We start from the raw sequence: 19,450 nt of genomic DNA, 5'->3' as shown, positions 1-19,450 counted from the left end.
CGCGGCATCGTCAAAGCCAGGCGACGGATGACGCCGCCCTTGCGGACACCAAGCCGGTAGCCTGCCACATGTGGTGTATATCTGATTTTCACTCCTTTGTGTCGTCTCATCATGGGACGATGCAAAGGGCAACCGAGGGTGATTCACATTGATTCACCCGGATCGCCGTTCGCGGGGTGTCCCAGCTTGGGACACCCCGACCAGCCCAATTAACCGGTTAATACGGGCTTGACACATCACCGTGAACTCTTCCCTCGGACGTTAGGCCGTGAACCAGATTCACACTTGACACGATGTCGGGGTGGGTGCTACTGTCTACCCATGAGCGAAAATCTGATCCACATCGTCCCCGCCACGCCGAGCGTCGTGGCCACCCCCGCGGCACCGCAGCCGCCCGTCAAGAAGCGTGCACTCCGCGGCCGCCGCCTGGTGCTGGTCGACATCGAGAACATCGCCCGGGGCGCTGTCCTGGTCGAGGAGCAGGCAGTCAACGCCCGCCAGGCCCTGCTGGAGGCCGTGTCACTGCACGGTCAGGAGCAGATCATCATCGCGACCAGCCATGTCGGGCTCCTCGCCACTGGCTGGGGATGGCCCGGGCCACGGTTGGTGGTCCGCTCCGGCGACAACGGGGCCGACCTGGCGCTGCTCGAGGTGATCGCCGATGAGCGCATCGCAGAACGCTTTGACGAGGTGGTGCTCGTGTCCGGCGACGGGATCTTCACCGACGCCGTCGCCGGTCTCGGGGCCCAGGGGGTTTCGGTGACCGTGGTTGCCCACGCCGACGGATGTTCACGGCGTCTCCGTATGGCCGCAGCACACACCGTCTTCTTCCTCGCCGAAGCCGACACCGCCCACGGTGCGGCATGAGCCCCGAGCAGGGCTGGGTCTCACCCAGCGACATCGCCGACCTGGCCGGCGTCTCCCGCGGCGCGGTGAGCAACTGGCGCAAGCGGTCGGCCGACTTCCCGCAACCGGTAGGCGGATCTGCCTCCAAGCCCCTGTTCTCCGTCGAGGAAGTGGGGGAGTGGCTCAAGGGCCGCGGCATCGAACTCAAGCAGGATGCCGGCGAGTCTCGGGTGTGGGCGGCGATGAACGTGCTGCGGGGGAGCCTGTCGGTCGACGAGGCCACCGATCTGCTGCTGTCGCTGTTGGTAGCACGCAAGACCGGCAGCAGCGAGGAGCCGGCCTGGGGTGAGGTCGACCACAAGACCCGTCAGCGGGTTCAGGAGGCGATCGACTCGGTCGACATGGGCAACCTGCACGCTGTGGCTGACTACGCGTTGGAGCGGCTGTCTAAGTCCCAGGGCAAAAGCGGAGCCGATCTCGGGTTCGTCGGCTCCCGCACCGCCACACTGCTCGCCAACCTTGCGGCAGCGCGACCCGGTGGGACGCTGTATGACCCGGCGTGTGGGATCGCCGCAGCGCTGCTCCAGGCCGTCACCCTCGGCGCTGCACCAGACAGAATCGTGGGCCACGACTTCAACGAGCGGGCCCTGCGCATCGCCGGCCAGCGCGCCGAGCTGCACGACGTCCAACTGGAGCTGGCCCACACCGACGTCCTGGCCAAGGATGCCGATCCTGAGCTTCGCGCCGACGTGATCATCCTCGAGCCGCCGTTCGGGCTCCGATCCCCCGACACCCCCACCCGCTTGACCGATCCACGCTTCGAGTTCGGTACCCCGCCGCTCACCTCCGCAGATACCGGCTGGCTGCAGCATGTCGTGGCGCACCTGTCCGAGACCGGACGCGGATACGTGCTGACCCCCCACGCTGTTCTCAGCCGCGACAACGAGCGTGAGATCCGCGCAGAGCTGGTGCGACAGGGCTGCGTGGAGACGATCATCGGGCTGCCCGGCAAACTGCTGCCCAACATCACCATTCCCCTGGCCCTGTGGGTGGTCCGCCGCCCCCACACCGCCCCCGATCCGCGCATCCTCTTCATCGACGCCTCAGCAGAATCCGCACCCGAAGACCTGGCAGCGGGCTGGCTGAACGACCCAGCCACCCGCAGGGGGGTCCCGCATGTGGACATCCCCATCGCCGACGTCCTCGCCCAGGACTCCCAACTCTCGCCGCGTCTCTGGCTCACCCGAACCGAGATCGCCCCTAGCGAGATAGCCGCCACCTACACCGAGGCGAGACGCACTATCCACGCCACCGCCGACCAGATCCAGACCCTGTCGGCCTTCCCCGGCCCAACCAACCTGCCCAAGTCGCGCGTCATGACCGTGGGAGAGCTCCTCGACGAAGGGGTACTGGAGCAGTCCACCGGGAAACCGGCGGAACGCTACGCCGACGCGGCCCCCGAACTCCAGGAGCGGATCGCGACCGCCGCCGACGTACGCGACGCGACACTGCGCAGAACCGCGCTACCCGAAGGCCACGACCAGCACCCAGACCTCACCCACAAGGGCGACGTCCTGGTCACCACCATGCACACCATCCGCGCACGAGTGGACACCACAGGTGGCCACCTGCCCGCCACCGGCGTCTACCGACTGCGCATCGTGAAGGAAGACCTCCTGCAGCCGGCCTACCTCGCCACCGCCCTCACAGGCGCCTGGAACAGACGCTTCCAAACCGGAACCACCATCCGCCGAGCAGCCCTGCGCGACCTCGAAATCCCCATCATCCCCCCAGACGACCAGACCTCCATCCAAACAGCCGCCGCCGCACTGGACCTTCTCCACTCAACAGCCCAGGACCTCGCAGCCCGAGCCGCAACCGCCCGCACCACCCTCCTCGACGCCATCCGTCACAACGCCCCCCTCACCCCCCCAGAACCACCAGCGACCCCCACCAGCGCCACCCCTTCACCGACGGAAGACGGCACCATGACCACCCCTGCGGCCACCGACGCCAGCACCCTGGCAGATCATCGCCCCAACCCGGAAGGAGCCCAGCATGGCAACTGACAAGTCCTGGGTCGTCATCAACCTGGAAACATCAAAGTACCCCGGCACAACAGGGGTCTTCCACGTCCGCGACAAGGCCGAAGCACTCGAACTAGCGGACCTGCTGTCGATGCTGGGATGCCGCGCCTACTGGCACTCTCCCGGCTACTACCCCGAAGACCTGTTCGACAACGTCTTCAACGACATCTCATTCCAGGGGTCCCCGGTCTCCGACGGGTTAGGGCAGGTGTTGAGCAACCCCGATGTCGCCTCCCCCCAGAAGGTACTGACACAACTCGGGTGGGCGGCAGACCGCAGCTACCAGACACTGCTAGCTGACGGCGACACAGACCTCACAAACTGGCGGCTCCCCGCCGGCGACGGAACAACAACCAGAGTCAACCTCGCCCGCCTCTTCATTTACCCGATCATCCTCAACCCCAGCGGACGCATGGCCTTCGCCCGAGTCGCACGCTCACGCATCACCTACCTCCGGCAAGCCGTGGACTTGACCACGCAACCCGTCCGGGTCGGGGGCCGCACCTACGCCCTCATGGTTCGATTCCCCACCGAGAACTGTGATGTTTCCAACATCCATCTCGAACTCAGACCAAGCTCCCACGCCACCACAGGATTCCAACTGCAGATCCGGTTCGACGGCGTCAAGGGCGTACTCGCCGGATCGACCATCCTCCAAGATGGCGACACCGACACCCCCTACCCCTCACATCTCCCCACGATGGACCAGCTCCGCGAAGAACTGGCCGACCCTGCCGCGCTGACAGCACTGCTGCACCAGGCCCTCAAGCCCTTCAAATTCGGCACCCTCGGTCGCGACAACCACAACGCCGCCGACTTCTTTCCCACCCAACCGCTCCACCTGACCCTGTTCCGGTTCGGAGACCGATCAGTACTAGCCGCCACCCCCGCCTGAAACCCCATCACCCGCTAGACGACCCACCACCCAGAAGATCAGGCAGCCTGCTGTCTCGGCCCCGACGTTCGACCTGCTCGAGATCGCGTTCCTCCTGTGCCCCCGAGGCGCCATCACCGAGGACAGGTGTCTGGGTACGCTGCCAGCATGGGTGGCAGACAACTGAAGCTCTTCCTGGTCGACGGAACGCCAGGCGGATTGACCACGGCCGAGATCACAAACTGGACCGGGCATGTGCTCTCAGGCCGGCGATCCGATCTCGGTGACCTGCTCAAACGATCCGAGGCACAGCGGCCCGGCGTCTACCTTCTGTTGGGCGACGACGAGGCCGCTATCGGCGGAGTCCGCTGCTACATCGGGGAAGCCGAAGACGTCGCCGACCGGCTCCGATCCCACCAACGCGGCAAAGAGTTCTGGGATCGGGCAGTGGTCGTCACATCGAAGGACGAGAACCTCACCAAAGGACACGTCCGCTACCTGGAGTCACGACTGATCGACCTGGCCACACGCGCCGCCCGCGTGGAGCTGGAGAACGGCACCCAGCCACCACCGGCACCACTGCCCGAGGCAGACCGGTCCGACATGGAGTACTTCATCGAACAAGTACAAGTCGTACTGCCAGTGCTCGGCGTCAACGCGATCCGCGTTCGTGAACTCAAAGCACCTGGTCCCAGTCTGGTTGACCAGCTGATCTCGCCGCTGTTCCGACTCGTCAACGCCAAGCAAGGTGTGGACGCCAAGGCCCAGCAGATCGATGGCGAGTTCACCATGCTGGCCGGCTCAGCCGTGGTCGGCAACGTTCGCGAGAGCGCCAGATACAGTCCCAGCACCGCTCGCGCCTACGCCTCCTACAGCGCGCTCCACGCAAAGCTGGTCGCTAACGGCACCATCACGGTCGTCAACGGCACCGGCCTGGTGTCCCGCGACGTGGTCTTCACTTCCCCATCGACGGCAGGCGCGATCGCACTCGGACGGTCATGCAACGGCCGCGCAGCCTGGATCTCAACCGAAGGCGAAACCTTCGGCGACTGGGAGAGCCGCGGCGTGGAATGAGCCGCACGCGACAGGCAATGTGGCCGTGGCGGCCTCAAGTGTGTCCGCTGATGCCCTCCCGGGCTGCCCAAGCTGCTGCCTCCGTGGCCATCTCTTTCCTTGCAGCTCGGAGCTCGGCCGAGGGGTGAGGGTTACCGCGCAGGTTCAGGGGCGGCTCCCACGCCTCGATGATCTCGTCTTCGACGTTCTTGAGTTTGCGATCAAGGTCAGCAGGCGCCGGCCACACGGCGACGGTCAGGTGCGCATGCATCCACGCGGTCAGCCGGGCATCAGCATCCGGCAGTAGTCCATACTTGTCGAAGTGGCCCGGGTCCTTCTGGTTCCTAGGCACACCGTGCAGACCCAGTTCACCACGCAGCAGCGCAGCGAACGAGCGCCGGACAGTGGAACTGCCAGTCTGCGCTCGACCAGTGCCAACAGCGAAGTGTGTCCCGAGTTCGCGGCTCACCAAGTTGTCTTCGCTCTTCCCGACATAGAGCGGCGTCTCTGCTCGATAGGGCAACCCGAGGTCACCCCAAACCTGTTCATGGCCGTAGATCGCGTACAGACCGGGCACCGCAGTGACGTGGTTGACCGCCTCCGCGACCGGCCAGCGTTGACCCGCCAGCGCCCGCATCGCTTCAGCAACATGATCGCGTCCGCCAAGCATGGAGTGAGGCTACTGCCGCGCAGGCTCTCCCGCAGACGTCACTGCATGCGAACGGAAGAAGGGGTTTCCGGCCACCCGGCTGCTGGAGGACGCCCTCGATGCCGGGATGTTGAGCAGGATCTGTGCAGGTCAGGATCCCCCGGAGCCAGGCAGGCACGGTCGATAGACTCCATACTGCTGTGTGCCCGGTGCCGATGGTGACCATGGGCTGTCGCCTGATCTGGAGGTATGGAATGGGTGGCGATGAGGGTGCACTGGTTGCTGGCCGGCCGCGAGTGGTGGGTCTCAGGAGTGATGCGGGCCCGCTGCGGGATGTGGCCGTCGAGTTGGGTGAGGGTGTCACCGCGCTCTACGGACGCAACGGAGCCGGCAAGTCCCAGATCTTGGCGGCTCTTCGTGACGCGCTGTCCGGTCGAGCATCTCCTGGCACTCACATCATCATCAACGACGCCCGGGTCCGTTGGCTGGATCAAGGCGATCGGACTCAGCGCGAGAACTGGTGGAGCAAGGACGCCCTAGGTGAGGCTATCCGGCGGTGGTTCGTGCAGGGTGGTCGTCACTACCGGCCCCCTGCGAGCGAGCGACTTGAGGTCCCGGAAGAACTGGTTCAGGAACTCGCGCGGTCAGGATACTTGGCGCTGGTGCCGACCGGTATCACGGAGGCGAGGTGGGACGTGTGGGTCTGCGCCGCACCAGGCGCGGACCTTTCCTCGAGCGCCCCCGTGACAGCAGAAGCCATCGAGCAGTTCGATCGGATCGCTCTAGCAGGACGCCCTCTCATCAAAGCAATCTTTTCCGCAGACGACACCCCCACCGGCACACCCAGTGCTGTCCAGGTCGAGCTGTTGGTGGGATTGGTGAGGAGATTTCTCAGAGAGGTGGCCGACCGGCCGCCGATCCGGGAAGACTATGCCATCGAGTTAGCTGTGGCCGAATGGGTGAGCGGCGCCGTCACGGCCGACCACTGGTGGAACACCCACGAGGGGAACCTGATCCCCTGGGCCTCTGACGGTCTGACTCGATACTGGCTGAACCTTCCAGTCGCCTCCTGGCAATGGGATCGTGATTGGATCTTCACAGATGACACACTGCTGGGTTTGGACAGTCATGAGCGACTCACCAAGATGGTGAACGACGGGCTCCCCATCCCGATGGCTCGAATCGCGGAAGTAGACCACATCCCCTGGGTACTCCAAGACGAAACCATCGACCAGGACCTCGATGCGTTCACAGCACAGCGATTCTCGATCGTGCTGAACCAGTGGCGATTCGTCCAAGGCTGGGACTCCTCACCCGACTCGTTCACCCTGGAACCCCGAATGCGGGATTGGGTAACAGCCCTGTCCAAAGAAGCCAACCAGATCCTCACCAGCCTGCTCCAGGATGGGCCCGAGCTGCGACTCACGCTAGCCCCACCACACAAATGGCTCACCTCTTCACCCCTAGTCTGGACGAGCCCTGCCACACTGCCCCTACTGAAGGACCGCGAACTGGAGACCCCCGACGCCGCGTGGGAGAAAGCTGTACCGATCGCCGATCTGTCCACCGCTGAGAGCCGTTGGGCACGCATCGCCATACGCCGAGCACTTGACCGCGTCCCCATCCCATCTCCCAACGAAGATGAAGGTCACGTGCCGGCACCCAACTGGGATTGGTTGGAGCAGCGGTTCCGGCCAGCGGATCTGGTGATCATTGACGAGCCGGAAGCGGCGTTGCATCGGGCGGCAGAGCGGCACATGGCCCACGGCCTGGACGGCCTGACCGTCGCCGGTCCTCAAGTCGTTGTAGCCACCCACTCGCCCGAGATCCTGAACCGGCCCGAGGTCAGCCTGATCCACGTCCACCGTCACCGAGGGGGGCCCACTTCGGCCAGCCAGATGCCCAAGTTCGACCTCGAGGAGTCCTACGCTGAGCTGGGTCTCCTCCCCTCGGACCTTATCGGCATGTACCGGATCTTCCTGTTGGTCGAGGGCGAACACGACGAGATTGTGGTCCGCGCACTCTTGCCAGATGTAATCGAATCGTCGAGAGTCAAGATCGTCGCGATGCGCGGAGGAGCCAAGCTTCCCTCAACTGTCGAGAGCCAGTTGTTGTTCGACATGACCACCGCGCATGTCGTCGCGCTGCTGGACAACGTGGCGGCCAGCGAGATCGACGCAACCTGGCAGGAGGCTCAAGAACGCTACCTGAGCGGGGATGCCGACCTAGCCATCGACTACCTCACCGGCCAGATGCGGGGCCGGAAAGGCGAGGAGTACCAGTGGATCTCCCATTGGTTGGCCAGAGCGTTGAAGAAGGGCATCAGCGAGAGACTCCTCCCATATGGACTGGCCGCACGAGACATCGTCGAGTACCTGCCGGCCGAGGCCATCGTGCCGAAAGCGCACAAGTCGTGGGTTGAGTTACGCGCTGAGCATGACGCAGCCAGGCCTGGCCTGGACCGCTCGAAGGGCCTGCACGACTTCAAGACTTGGCTGACCCGCACCTACGGCGCCGACGTCAGCCCTCAGGCGATACGTGCAGCAGCGGCCACCGTCACCGACGTCCCCGCCGAGTTCCAGAAACTCGGCTACAGGCTACGAGAGGTCGCTTCCCGCCGGCCCTGACCGCGAGGTCAGATCGGGCAACCGAGCCGGCACGACCGGTTGAGAAGGGAGACGTGATGCGGTCACTGCGCAGCCAGGCTGCGGTGTCCGTCTGCCTTCCCGAGCTCGCCAGAGAGCCTGCAGTGCTGCGAATACTCAGCTGCCCAAGTGTTGTCCACACTCACGCCAAGCACACGGTGCGCTGACGTGCGTGTTGCCGCTGGTTGGCCGCGGCTCACGCGTCGGTTTCTCTCCCGAGGCCGCGCAGGTCCTTGCGGCATTCGGCGACGATCCATGCGACGAAGCCGGGCCTTTCCTCTGTTCGGATGTGTGCGTTCTGGATGAAGGCTGAGCATCCGACGATGGCGGTGTGTCCGTATCGCCCGCGGTAGAACGTGCGGGTCATCCCCTCGCGGAAGGTTGCCTTCCTCGTTTCGAGGGGGATCAGGGTGCTGAGGACCTTGTGGACCTGTGAGCCGTTGAGGTAGGCGATCTCCAGCTGTGGCGCGCTCAGCTGTCCCAGGAGGAACTCGAGGTCTCTTTCGGCCAACGCCTCCCGCACTCGCACGTCCGTGATGCCGTTCCAGACTGGCTTGGTGGGCCACTGAACCAGATCGAGGTGGCAGGCGGTTCCATCAAGGTAACTGGCGCTGGTGAGTGGGCCGATGATCGACTCGAGCTGCTTGAACCAGGTCCAGTAGGCGACGTTGGTGTCGTTGAAGTAGTCCAGGCAGCGTTGATAGACCGCCGCGACCTGGTCGTCGCTCAACTCAGCGGCTGGGTCCGACAGGCCGAGGCTCTGTCGGGTCTCGAAACGTCGGCGGGGACCGTCGAGTTCGACACCCTGGTCGGTGAGGAGTTCGCGGCTGCTGGGGTTGATGCCCACCGTCGCGACACGGGCACCGGGTTGGTTCCCGAAGAAGGGCACCGGTGTCGCACCGGGGATCACGAAGTGATCATCCACGGGTGCTTGGCGGATCCGCTCCGCTACCTCGACGGGAACCTGGTTCATTGATACTCCTGCCTCGTTGCCGGGGTGATGATTCCTTGACGCTACAGCGGCCCTGGGACGGGGCCCGGGGGAGGGGGTGTGGCTTGTCGCGGCCTGGTCGCGTTCCTCGCGGAGGTGCCGGCGCAGCCGTGACAGGATCGCGGCGACGCTGGCCGCGGAAGCGAGCCCCAGTTCCTCGGCGATCTCGGCGTTGGTGAACCCTGCAGCTGACAGCAGCAGCGCATCGCGGTGCTGGTGGGGGAGAGCGTCCAACACCTGCTGGATGTAGGCGCGCTCAACAACGCCACCGGAAACGGTCCTCGATGCCGCCATGTCAGCCAACCCGTCATCGGGGATTCCTGGACGCAACAGGTCGCGGCGGTGACGGTCGATCGCGAGGTTGCGGATGGTGGTGGTCAACCACGCCGGAACGTTCCTGGGAACCTCCTCGAGTCCCCACAGCCTTTTGAGGGCACTCTGCGCCAAATCCTCGGCCAGCCCACGATCCATGATGAGTCGCGCGGCGATCCGATGCGCATCGGCTGACCAGCGCGCAAACGGGTCACCGTCGGTCTCGTCCGTGCCCCCCATGCTCCATGAATCTAGATGTTCGTTAACAATCCCGGTGCCCGTGCGTCGAAACAAGTAGACGGATCGAAATGGAGCCAGATGATGGAGCGGGACATGTTTCCACTGAAGGATTGGCGAATCACCGACCCCTTGGGGGAGCTGCTGAAGTTGGCCGGGGCTGACCGCCTCGGCAACTACTGGCGGATGGGCGGTGTCCCCGGGTGGATCGCCACCGGAGTACAGCCCGGTCATGGTCATGACCCTCAGTCCGACCGGCCGTGGCTGGCGGTGCCGACACGTCTGCATCCCGGGCGGCGATCGGCGCTCATCGAAGCAGGGTTCGCCACCAGTGACGACTTCCGCGACATCCCCGGCCTCGGGGGCAGCATGCTCGTCACCGGCCTCTCCGCCTTCGTCGACCCCACCACCACCTCCGCGACAGACCTGGTGACCCACGCGAGGGAGTTGGCTGTGCGGGCCCAGACGCTGCGCGGCATCGTCAAAGCCAAGACCACCGCCAACAGGATGGCCGCGCTGCTCGGCGCCCGCCTCCCCGATGCCCTCCTGCCGAAGTGGGACACCCTCACCGAGGTGCGGTTGACAGACGGCGACGGCTACCTGGCAACCCACTCCGGGTCGATCACCTACTCCACGTGGGACACCCTCCCGGACGAGATCCGCCGCGGCGCCCCGGACGGCATCCGTGTTCGACGGCAGGGAAATGTGGCGACGGTGGCTGCCGCAGCCAAGGCCGCCTCACTACTCATCGAAGAGGAGACGCTGCCATGGCAGGAGAGTTCGCTCATCGACCTGGCAGCGGTCTGCTTCGTCATGCGACTGGGCGAAATCGTGGCCGGCAAGCTGGCCCGCCCCGATGACGCAGGCAATGCCCGACGGCTCTTCCATGTCGAACACACCCAAGCTCGCGGATCCAGCGTGTGGGTGTTCGACCCGTGGCGGTGCGCGTTGGTCCAGCACCCCCAGATGACCGCCCTGTGGACCGCGCTGGTGACAGACAGGACCGACGAGGCCCGGCGCCGCCTGTTCTTCGCAGCCCGCGATCTCCACCGGGCCGCGGCCAACGGCGTTCAGCCCATCGACGAACAGTGGCGATGACTCGGCTCGGTCAGGCCGCTTCTCAGGTCGAAGGACCCTGACGACGTTTGGACGCGGTCCCGCGTGCTTCCGCGCGGATGGCTCGCTCAAGATGAGCCTGCGCCTCTTCCCTGGCCTGATTGATCTCGGCCTGGCGATGACTGAGCTGCGCCTCGAACGCGACCTGGAGGTCCGCCACGCGCTGGTCGGAATGGACACGTTCGCGCTGCGCTTCCCCGCGCGCAGCGTCACGTTCCGCAGTCAACCCCGCCACCACACCGTGCAGCTCACCCACCGTTGACCGGAGGGTCTCCGCCTCAGCGGTCACCGACTCGACGCGTGACTCGGCCGCCATGAGAGCGCGTTGCGTCTCGTCGGCGCGGACGATGGCAGCGTCGCGCTGCTCGACGGTGTGCCGCAATTCGGCCTGGGCAGCCGCAAGGTCGCTGCGTAACTGGGCCTGGACCTCCCGGGCTGCTTCCTGCTCGGCGTCCATCGCGGCACGCAAAGCGGCGAGGTCACCGGACAGCTGGTCACGGGCCCGGGTCGTCTCCGTGAGGTCGAGGCGTACCTGGTCGAGGGTGGCTGTGAGCTGCTCGAGAGCCACTGTGGCCTCGGTGGCGGCGGCGTCCGCTTCGGCCTTCTCCGCTTCGGCGCGTCGCTGGGTCTGTTCGGCCCGGGTGGCGCGGGCGTTGGCGCTGGCGACCTGCTCGGCGGCCTCGCTGGAGACCGCTTCGAGCTGCGCTTCGACGACTTCCGGGTCCCCGACGGTGCGGAGCTCGTCGACCAGGACGCTGAGCTGCTGGCCCAGGTGCTCGATCATCCCCGTGACCTGGCCGGTGATCATGCTCGCCCGCTGCCGCGCCGCGTCGACCGGATACGCCTCAACCTGTCGAGGCCCCTCCGCCAACTTCTGCCGCGCACGCCACGCAGCCGCCCGAGTGTGACCAGGGTCGTCGCAATACTCCGGCGGACGGCCCGTGCCATCGGACGGCACCGCCGACTGCTCACACCCCGGGAAGCGGCACATCCGCTGATCAGTCTGCTGCGTCATAACGTCACCATACCACGCGGCACGTAACGTAATGACGTAACGCAACGTAACTAAAGCCGGAGTGAGGAAGGACGATGCCTGGCCGGCGTACCCTGCCCGGCGTTGCCGACCGGAGCTGGCACTTGGCGACCCGGGTGGAACGATGCGCCCCCAGGCGGCATCGACCCCGGTTTGTGCGCTTGGAGGCCGGTACGGGTGTAGGAAGGGTCTATGTTCCGTGCCGATGATGTGATCGCGCTACTGCCCGGCCTCGCGGGGGAGCGTCCCGTCTTCCACTCCGAAGCCGATTTCCAGCAGGCGCTGGCGTGGGCGATCCACGTGGCGCATCCCGGCCTTCGTGTGCGGCTGGAGACCCGGCCGGTGAAGGGCACCCACCTCGATCTACTTGTCACTGATCCGACCGACGGCGGGTCCCTCGCGATCGAGTTGAAGTACCTCACCGACAAGTGGGAGGGCGAAGTCGATGGGGAACAGTTCGCCCTGCTGCGGCAGTCAGCCCAGGACATTCGCGGTTACGACTGCGTCAAGGACATCGCCCGCGTCGAGAAGCTCATGGCCGCTGGATACGCGAAGGCCGGCCTCGTGCTCGTTCTCGCCAACGACCCTTCGTACTGGCGAGCCCCGACACACGATCGCGTCACGAATGCAGACGCGTTTCGTCTCCACGACGGGCTGACTCTCACCGGCGCGCGCGCCTGGGGCCCGAGAACCGGACCAGGGACAAGCGCTAGCCGCACCACACCCATCGACCTGGCGGGCATGTACACGCTGGCCTGGCGGGACTACTCCGAGCTGCCCGGAACGCGCGGCCGGTTCCGCTATCTCGCCGTACCTGTCGAGTAGTTGGCGGCGTCGCAGAACATCCCCGATTCTCCTCGGCGAGGTCTCTAGCGCGCTGCGGAGACGCGAGGGCACTAGTCTGTCTACCTGGGACTAGGAGGTGGCACACGTGCCGGATTATCGTCAGCAGCGAAGCCCGTCACCCGACGGCGAAGGAATCGCACGAGGGCGTCTGCAGCAAGCATGGGACGGCTACGTCTCGGCCGTGGGGCTCCCCATCTCCAAGGCTCTCGCCAAGCCGTTGTCTCCGATCATCACGCCATTGGCGCGCGGCGCGACCTTCGACTCCATCGGCTTCTGGATCGCGTGGCATACCTGCGGTGGTTTCGAGGGGCTGCAGTCTCAACTGGGGATGAGCCGCTCAGCGATCTATCGACGCATCTCCCTCTTCCGGACAGCATTCGGAACTCACCCCGACAGCTTTCAGCTCCCTGGAGTAACCATCAACCTCAACGCAGTCGTGGACAGCGCGGTTCAGGCAGGCGCCGTTGATGCAGAGGAGGAACCCAACCGACCATAGTCCCGGACTGCTGGACTAGGACGCCTAGAACGGGTATAGTCCCAGTCTGCGGGACTACCTGGGTTCCGCGGCTCGCGGCACACCGTGGGAATCGACAGAGAAGAGATGAAATGACTCGATCGCGAGGTCACAGCGCCACGACGGGGATGGCTGCGCTCCTGCTGTTTGGAATCTTCGGCGGATGGCTCATGCCGGTCGCCCAAGCCGCGAACCAGTGGATACTTCCCTACTGGGTCACCGCTTCAGCGTGGCTAGGCCAGCTTCTCATGGACGTTGTCCTGAGCTGAATGGGCCATGGCCTATCTGTCTGTAGCCCTCTTGCGAGAACACCATGGATAGGGCAGCCATAGGTCTAGCCAACTAGCTAAAGTTTTTTGTCCCGATCCTCCCGTGATGAGTCGAAGTGATATCTGTAGGGACCATGGGGCAGGGGGGTCTTGCCGCATCACTGAAGGGGGATTTGTAGAGATGATCCGAGTTGCATTCAAGAAGGTTGCGATCGCAACCGCGGCATTGCTGTTGACTAGCGCCGTAGCCGCACCACCTGCGTCGGCAGCAACCCTCTTGGGAGGGGTCAGCGTCGCGCGCTACTGCCAAGTCAACGTGCCGTCGGGGAACCCCTACGTCGCTAGCAAGGCCGTCAACATCAACAACCGATGGGACGGTTGGCGCTGCGCCAAGATCAACGGTGTGCTGGTCAGCGTCGACATGAACCTCGCCTGCCGCCAGCAGTACCCCAAGCCCTACTGGTGGAGCAGCAACGCCTACTCCGGCCGAGTCAGCGACAGTTGGGACGCCTGGCGCTGCTACCGCTAGCTAGAGCCCCTCGCTCTCATTGACGGGTGCCCCCTGGTCCGTAACGGGATGACGTGGAAGGTGCCTCTGGCTGCGGATGATGTTGCTTGTGAAAGTGACATGTCCGTAAAAGCGAGAGGCACCTTCGACATATCGGTTCCCCTCAGGGTTTCATGTCGATACCGCACAGCGGTAGCTGATCGTTTGATCATTCGGCATGCGACGACGAGCGACAGGTCTTGAAAGGCTCGGCAATAACGCGACGTTGCGCGAGGAGCTCGAAGAGTCACCATGTCGACTACTCACCCGGCGGCGCGGTTATGGGGTCACGCGAGGGAGATCTTTCGAAAGACGAACCTCGCGAGCTGTCGCTTGCCATAGTGTGCGGAATAGAAGACCGCTGCGGGACTTACTGAGGTGCCCCGCTGGTCCGGTCGAGGGGGTGGCCTGGTGAGGCATGCGTTCCGGGAAGGCGCCGCTGGGTGTCGGCAGCAGGCGCTTGCGGTCCTCATTGCTCTCGTCGTAGGTACCGGGGGGTGTGGAATCGACTACAGCGGGCCGGGGCAAGGGGCGAGTTCGACGCCGGGCTCGGTGTCGTCGCCAGGCTCATCGGGGGCCGTCGCCAGCGTCGTTGGTCCGCGCTTGTCCAGTGGGGGAGTCACGACTTGTGTGGTGCGACCGGCCGGTCAGGTCGTGTGCTGGGGCGAGAACTCGGCCGCGCAACTCGGTGCGGGCATCCGCTCGCCTTACGTGGAACCCGTGGAAGTGGCGGGTCTGGGTTCCGGAGTGCTGGGGGTCTCGAGCGGGGGTGCTCACACCTGCGCCGTCACGTCGGAGGGTGGGGTGAAGTGCTGGGGCAGGAACGGCAACGGCCAACTCGGTGATGACACCAGGCTCGACAGCGTCGTGCCGGTCGGGGTGATCGGCCTGGGCACTGGTGTGGCGGCGGTCTCGGCGGGGGGTGGCCACACGTGCGCTCTCACCAGCACCGGCGCCGTGAAATGTTGGGGGTTGAACGCCAGCGGCCAGCTCGGAGACGGGACCAGGGTCGACCGCACCGTTCCAGTGGCGGTGACGGGTCTGTCCACGGGTGTGGTTGGGCTGTCGGCCGGCTCGGGCTACACGTGTGCGGTGACGGATGGTGGCGACGTCAAGTGTTGGGGTGACAATGCATCCGGCCAGTTGGGCGACGGAACGCCTCTCACTCTTGACGAGGGTGCCACCGAGGACGGGCAGGAGCCTGCGGACGACGGCCTCGATCGGGGCAGGGTGACTCCGTCGGAAGTCGTGGGCCTCGGCTCTGGGGCAGCGTCTGTGTCGGCCGGCAACACTCACACCTGCGCAGTGATGACTGCCGGCGGCGTCAAGTGCTGGGGCGCCAACACCTTCGGCGAATTGGGGGTCGGGGCCGTGCCGCGCCATGACTGGAACGGGCGCCTCGTGGCGGGCGTCGCGTTCAGCGACGTGCCGTTGGATGTGGTCGGGCTCGATACGCCGATGGTCGGGGTGACGGCTGGCCAGGGCCAGCACACCTGCGCTTGGGCGACCTCCGGCGAGGTGAGCTGCTGGGGGGAAAACACTGGGGGCCAGCTGGGGCAGAGCGCCCTTCCCACTTTCGACGACTCCGGTGTCCTACGCTCCGGGATTACTCGAAGTGGAGCACCGCTCAGTGTGGCCGGGGTGGGGCTGCGGGCAGTCGCGGTCACCGTCGGGAGTGGGCACACCTGCGCGCTCAGCGTCGAGGGCGCGGTCCGATGCTGGGGCCAGAACGGTGCCGACCAGCTGGGCGGGGTGGCCACAGAGACCACTGGGGTCCCCGTCGTCGATGTCCGGTGGCCCAGCCCGTCAGCCTCCACACCCCAGACAGCCAGGCTCAATCTGATCATCCTGAAGTCAGATGCCGACGTCACCAGCGGAGTGGACCCGGTCGTACAGGCGAACCAGGCAGCCATCGCCGAGCAACTCATGGCCAGCGACACGACGCTATTGGACGCAATCCGCGTCGGGATCCAGGGAAGCACCTGGGGCAGGCTCGACACGCGGGTGCAGGTGTCGATCGCGACCACACCGCTGACATCCTCCGAGAAGTGCAGCGACTACTACGAGAACCCGCAGCTCATCGAGGACGCGGCCACGCCGCAGCAGGTTGAGAGCGCCATCAACGTGGTGATCGCGCAGGTCGCGATGTGCCGCAACGACGAATCGCCGATCGGAGGATACGACACTGCTGAGACGATGCCGGTCGTCGGATGGTCAGCCCTGGCGAGTGCGGCGGATCTGGTGCACGTGATCGTTCACGAGTACGGACACGATCGTGGACTGAAGCACGCAGGAGAGGTCTCCTGTGAAGATCCCGTGACGCTCGCCGGCTGCGAGTTCGTCGATACCCAAGACTCGTCGTCAGTCATGGCCTACACCCAGACAGACACCTTCACGGCGCCAGAGCTGAACCAGTTGGGGTTGCTATCCAAGGACGAGGTCGAAACAGCAGAGGTTGCCCCTGGGACGGCCGAGTTCCATCTCGCGAACCTGACTGGCGACGGCACGAAACTCCTCGTCCTCCCCCTGGGGAAAGGGGAGGGTGAGGACGTCTTCTATCTCTCAGCCAGAGGAGGATCAGTTGAACTCCGCCTCGACCCAGACGCCAACACAAGGCAGATCGTCCCGAAGAACGCCATCAACTACTCGGGCAGCCTGGCGGTCGTCACACGGAACAGCAGTCCCAATCCTGGTGCGGTCCTGCTGCGCTGGTTCAACGTGACGATCAGCTTTGAGGGGCTGGACGACGACGGGAGACTCGTCATCAAAGTGGCCCGCGAACCCTGAACCACCTCCCACCGAGCCGCTGGCACCCGCGGTCTCAGATTCGGTCTAGGTTGTCTAGTGTCGGTGCCGTGACCGTCGAGAGGGGGCGGAACGTGGGAGTCTTGAGGCATCACTGTCGTTGGTTGCTTGCGGTAGTAGCGGTAGTTGCGCTGGTCACGCAGGGGTGTTCCGTGGGTCCACTACGCGTGGCTGGGCCGGAGGCGACCGTGAAGCATGATGGCTTCGTGGTCGACCTTGACCGCGTGACGATAACCGGGCCTTCCGGTGTGGCACCGGATGGGACCGAGGTGCGCCTTGAGGCGCGTAAGGACGACCCGCTCAAGGAAGTCCAGGGTGTCGAGCTTGAGGCGGCCTTTGATGTCGCGTTCGAGGATGGATCCCAACCACTTGTTCCGGTGACGGTGGAACTGGACCTCTCAGGTATTACTCGAAACTTCGAGACGCTCTTCTTCGTGACCCAGCGCAGCGACACGGGGGCATGGGAAGGCCTGCCCGTCACCGTCACCGGGAACACAGCCTCAGTGAGGCTCCCACACTTCAGCGGAGGATGGTTCGGCTGGGGTGACGAGATCGGCAAGTGGTTCGTTGACCACGTCAGACAGTTTCTGAAGGTCGGATTTCCGAAGCCCGCCTGCGTCGGAGAGCCAGCACATGTTGGCGGCAGGACTTTCAACGTCTCCGCGAAGGGTGGCGTGTTCGCTTGCGTCGATGGATCTGAAGGAAAGGTGGTCACATCCATCTACAGCGACTCGCCTTTTGTTTGGAGGTACCGCCCTCAAAGCGGCCACGGCACCGGTCGCGCGGGGGAGCCCGCGCCGGACTTGGCATCAATATTGACGCTCCTCGCCTACAACTCAGCCCACGAGAATGACTTCCGAGCAGAAACAGTGCTCGTCCCCGGCGGGAACGCGTCGATAGAGCTGACCGCCGGGATGGAAGATGCGTGGACGGGGGCGCGGGTGGATCCTGGCCTTGGACTGATCGCGGTACTCGTCGCAGCCATTGACACAGCGGCTGCAATGGCATCAGGCCAGACCCCGGCAACTTGGCTAGACGCAGCGCTGACGAAGGCGGAAAACGCCGATGCGATTCGGCACGCCGGGGAATGCCTGGCTGGAGTGATCGAAGGATCCCTTGACATCAGTGGTCGGCTGGGGGCGATCGGCAACACCGTTCTCGCTTGCTCTGGGACCCTCTTCGGAGCCATCGTGGGTGGCGCCGCGGGTGCTGTGGTGGGCGTGGCGGTGGGGATCATCACGTCCCTCATCGGCCTCTTGGTCACTCAGGTCTGGGGGATCATCGGAGAGCTCACCCAGTCGAACGAGGTCCTGATGCACGTCACGAGCGACGCCGACGAAGCCAGTCCAGTTGGGGCGTTTCCCGCCGACTTCCGGTGGATCGTGGTCAACAGGGAAGCAACCGACAACGGCCGTCTCGAGCCGTTCAAGGTGTGCTGGGGACAGCCGCTCCCGCTACGGGGATACGAGCGTCGAGTGGCAAGCCGCGCCGGTGAGAGTGGAGGCGGCTACGGAGAGGAGGGCGACGAGCACTACGTCGCTGAGGCGGTTATTGTCTTCCCCGATGACGAAGCCGCGAAACAGTACATGAGCGGTGTCGCGAACGCTGCAACAGCATGCACGAGCGGCGTTGGGCCCTACGCCGAGACAACCGCCACAACCGACCGCCCGGTCGGACCTTGGGATGAGGCGGTAGGTACCTATGTCGTTCAAGATTCAGATCTCCAGCCATGGGGCAGCGAGTCTCTGATCGTTCGCCGCGGGGAACTCATATCCTCGTACTACGCGTCCGGACAGGAACTCGGGCTGCGCCGAGGAGCGAGCGACGAGGCGCGACGAGTCGCCACTGCGCTCCTAGCCTCATTGGGGACATCAAGCACCCCGGGCAGTGTCCCCAAGCCAAACCCGGCAGGGTCTGAGGCTTCTAATCAGCCCAAGCATGTCGTGATCTACGGCGTCTCGGGAAAGGTCGTCTTCGACCACTTCACCGTGGAACTGAAGCCCGAGTCGGTGGAATATGCAGTTCGACCCACTTTCGATGTCGAAGTCTGCCTGTTGAAGCCGGCCGACCCCGACGACGACGGCACCACACGAGTCTCTCCCAACCCTTGGAAGCTGGTCACCACCGAAGGACGAACACTCCAGGCTCAACCCAGTACCCAATACACCCCCTACCCGGCCGAGGCTCGGCTCAACGTTGGCGACTGCGCCTCAGGATTCCTCGACTTCCCAGCCACCCGCACCGAGCGGTCCGCGCGGCTGACCTACGCCAACTCTGTGGGGGAGAGCGCTGTGTGGGAGTTCTCAGGTTGACAGGCACCGTGGTGCACTCAACACATTTCGTCTCGCCTGAACTGACATAATCAAGGTTATCGGTCAATGACGAAAGCCGAGATCTCGGCCGTTTCGCCGATCAGCCGGGGCGACCATTCGAGTACGCACCCCAAGGCGGTGGAAACGCTCCGGACGGCTCACATCAACTCACAGAGCGCCTGGTAGTCGTGAGATCCGATCGGAATGGTGGCATGGAGCTCTCGTGCCCACGCAGAGTGGACATGAGTCCAGTAGTCGATGGTGACAGGGCCCGCCAACGTGTGGATCCTGGCCTTCAACGGATACGTCCCTGG

14 protein-coding genes are annotated in these 19,450 nt (G+C 64.9%); 11 read left to right on the top strand and 3 right to left on the bottom strand.

Annotated elements, in window-relative coordinates; all coding sequences use genetic code 11:
• The first annotated feature begins 321 nt into the window (after positions 1-321).
• From ACX1D1_RS16050 to ACX1D1_RS16035, 4 genes are all read left to right on the top strand, one after another.
• Complete coding sequence (locus tag ACX1D1_RS16050) at positions 322-867, top strand: NYN domain-containing protein (protein ID WP_459056678.1); 546 nt, start codon at positions 322-324, stop codon at positions 865-867.
• A complete protein-coding gene (locus tag ACX1D1_RS16045) occupies positions 864-2,915 on the top strand; it encodes an N-6 DNA methylase (RefSeq protein WP_459056677.1) in 2,052 nt (683 codons plus the stop codon). The genes ACX1D1_RS16050 and ACX1D1_RS16045 overlap by 4 nt, the downstream gene beginning before the upstream one ends.
• Positions 2,905-3,828, top strand: coding sequence for a hypothetical protein (locus ACX1D1_RS16040; protein WP_459056676.1), 924 nt, complete (start codon positions 2,905-2,907; stop codon positions 3,826-3,828). Before ACX1D1_RS16045 ends, ACX1D1_RS16040 begins: the two co-directional genes overlap by 11 nt.
• Before the next feature lie 147 nt (positions 3,829-3,975).
• Positions 3,976-4,881, top strand: a complete 906-nt coding sequence (locus ACX1D1_RS16035) for a GIY-YIG nuclease family protein (RefSeq protein ID WP_459056675.1) — start codon at positions 3,976-3,978, stop codon at positions 4,879-4,881.
• Between the two features lie 34 nt (positions 4,882-4,915).
• Here ACX1D1_RS16035 and ACX1D1_RS16030 read toward each other — a convergent pair whose 3' ends face one another.
• The gene (locus tag ACX1D1_RS16030) at positions 4,916-5,530 is read right to left on the bottom strand and encodes a GIY-YIG nuclease family protein (protein WP_459056674.1); all 615 of its coding nucleotides are present in this window, start codon (positions 5,528-5,530) and stop codon (positions 4,916-4,918) included.
• 314 nt (positions 5,531-5,844) lie between these two features.
• On the opposite strand from ACX1D1_RS16030, the gene ACX1D1_RS16025 reads away from it, so the two are divergent.
• On the top strand, positions 5,845-8,136 hold the full coding sequence (locus ACX1D1_RS16025) for an AAA family ATPase (RefSeq protein ID WP_459056673.1): 2,292 nt from the start codon (positions 5,845-5,847) through the stop codon (positions 8,134-8,136).
• Between the two features lie 214 nt (positions 8,137-8,350).
• Here the strand turns inward: ACX1D1_RS16025 and ACX1D1_RS16020 are convergent, their stop codons facing one another.
• Complete coding sequence (locus tag ACX1D1_RS16020; protein ID WP_459056672.1) at positions 8,351-9,751, bottom strand: RNA polymerase sigma factor; 1,401 nt, start codon at positions 9,749-9,751, stop codon at positions 8,351-8,353.
• Between the two features lie 39 nt (positions 9,752-9,790).
• On the opposite strand from ACX1D1_RS16020, the gene ACX1D1_RS16015 reads away from it, so the two are divergent.
• Entirely contained in the window at positions 9,791-10,792 is a 1,002-nt protein-coding gene (locus ACX1D1_RS16015) for a hypothetical protein (protein WP_459056671.1), read from the top strand.
• A 22-nt stretch (positions 10,793-10,814) separates the two neighbouring features.
• Here ACX1D1_RS16015 and ACX1D1_RS16010 read toward each other — a convergent pair whose 3' ends face one another.
• The gene (locus tag ACX1D1_RS16010; RefSeq protein ID WP_459056670.1) at positions 10,815-11,825 is read right to left on the bottom strand and encodes a coiled-coil domain-containing protein; all 1,011 of its coding nucleotides are present in this window, start codon (positions 11,823-11,825) and stop codon (positions 10,815-10,817) included.
• Between the two features lie 210 nt (positions 11,826-12,035).
• Here ACX1D1_RS16010 and ACX1D1_RS16005 point away from each other — a divergent pair, with 210 nt between their 5' ends.
• From ACX1D1_RS16005 to ACX1D1_RS15985, 5 genes are all read left to right on the top strand, one after another.
• Complete coding sequence (locus tag ACX1D1_RS16005; RefSeq protein ID WP_459056669.1) at positions 12,036-12,668, top strand: hypothetical protein; 633 nt, start codon at positions 12,036-12,038, stop codon at positions 12,666-12,668.
• 106 nt (positions 12,669-12,774) lie between these two features.
• A complete protein-coding gene (locus ACX1D1_RS16000; RefSeq protein ID WP_459056668.1) occupies positions 12,775-13,185 on the top strand; it encodes a hypothetical protein in 411 nt (136 codons plus the stop codon).
• Positions 13,186-13,653: 468 nt separating this feature from the next.
• The gene (locus tag ACX1D1_RS15995; protein ID WP_459056667.1) at positions 13,654-14,001 is read left to right on the top strand and encodes a hypothetical protein; all 348 of its coding nucleotides are present in this window, start codon (positions 13,654-13,656) and stop codon (positions 13,999-14,001) included.
• Between the two features lie 396 nt (positions 14,002-14,397).
• Positions 14,398-16,806 (top strand): RCC1 domain-containing protein, encoded by a 2,409-nt coding sequence (locus ACX1D1_RS15990; RefSeq protein WP_459056666.1) that lies wholly within the window; start codon positions 14,398-14,400, stop codon positions 16,804-16,806.
• Positions 16,807-16,874: 68 nt separating this feature from the next.
• Entirely contained in the window at positions 16,875-19,136 is a 2,262-nt protein-coding gene (locus ACX1D1_RS15985; protein ID WP_459056665.1) for a hypothetical protein, read from the top strand.
• Positions 19,137-19,450: the final 314 nt, after the last annotated feature.

It is taken from the genome of Tessaracoccus luoxuelianae (assembly GCF_054483915.1).
This window is presented reverse-complemented; position numbering and strand designations above follow the sequence as displayed.

What these genes read in the sequence shown, in the direction of transcription:
- ACX1D1_RS16050 (WP_459056678.1), top strand. Translation starts at nt 322, where the DNA reads ATGAGCGAAAATCTGATCCACATCGTCCCCGCCACGCCGAGCGTCGTG.
- ACX1D1_RS16045 (WP_459056677.1), top strand. Translation starts at nt 864, where the DNA reads ATGAGCCCCGAGCAGGGCTGGGTCTCACCCAGCGACATCGCCGACCTG.
- ACX1D1_RS16040 (WP_459056676.1), top strand. Translation starts at nt 2,905, where the DNA reads ATGGCAACTGACAAGTCCTGGGTCGTCATCAACCTGGAAACATCAAAG.
- ACX1D1_RS16035 (WP_459056675.1), top strand. Translation starts at nt 3,976, where the DNA reads ATGGGTGGCAGACAACTGAAGCTCTTCCTGGTCGACGGAACGCCAGGC.
- ACX1D1_RS16030 (WP_459056674.1), bottom strand. Translation starts at nt 5,530, where the DNA reads ATGCTTGGCGGACGCGATCATGTTGCTGAAGCGATGCGGGCGCTGGCG.
- ACX1D1_RS16015 (WP_459056671.1), top strand. Translation starts at nt 9,791, where the DNA reads ATGTTTCCACTGAAGGATTGGCGAATCACCGACCCCTTGGGGGAGCTG.
- ACX1D1_RS16010 (WP_459056670.1), bottom strand. Translation starts at nt 11,825, where the DNA reads ATGACGCAGCAGACTGATCAGCGGATGTGCCGCTTCCCGGGGTGTGAG.
- ACX1D1_RS16005 (WP_459056669.1), top strand. Translation starts at nt 12,036, where the DNA reads ATGTTCCGTGCCGATGATGTGATCGCGCTACTGCCCGGCCTCGCGGGG.
- ACX1D1_RS15995 (WP_459056667.1), top strand. Translation starts at nt 13,654, where the DNA reads ATGATCCGAGTTGCATTCAAGAAGGTTGCGATCGCAACCGCGGCATTG.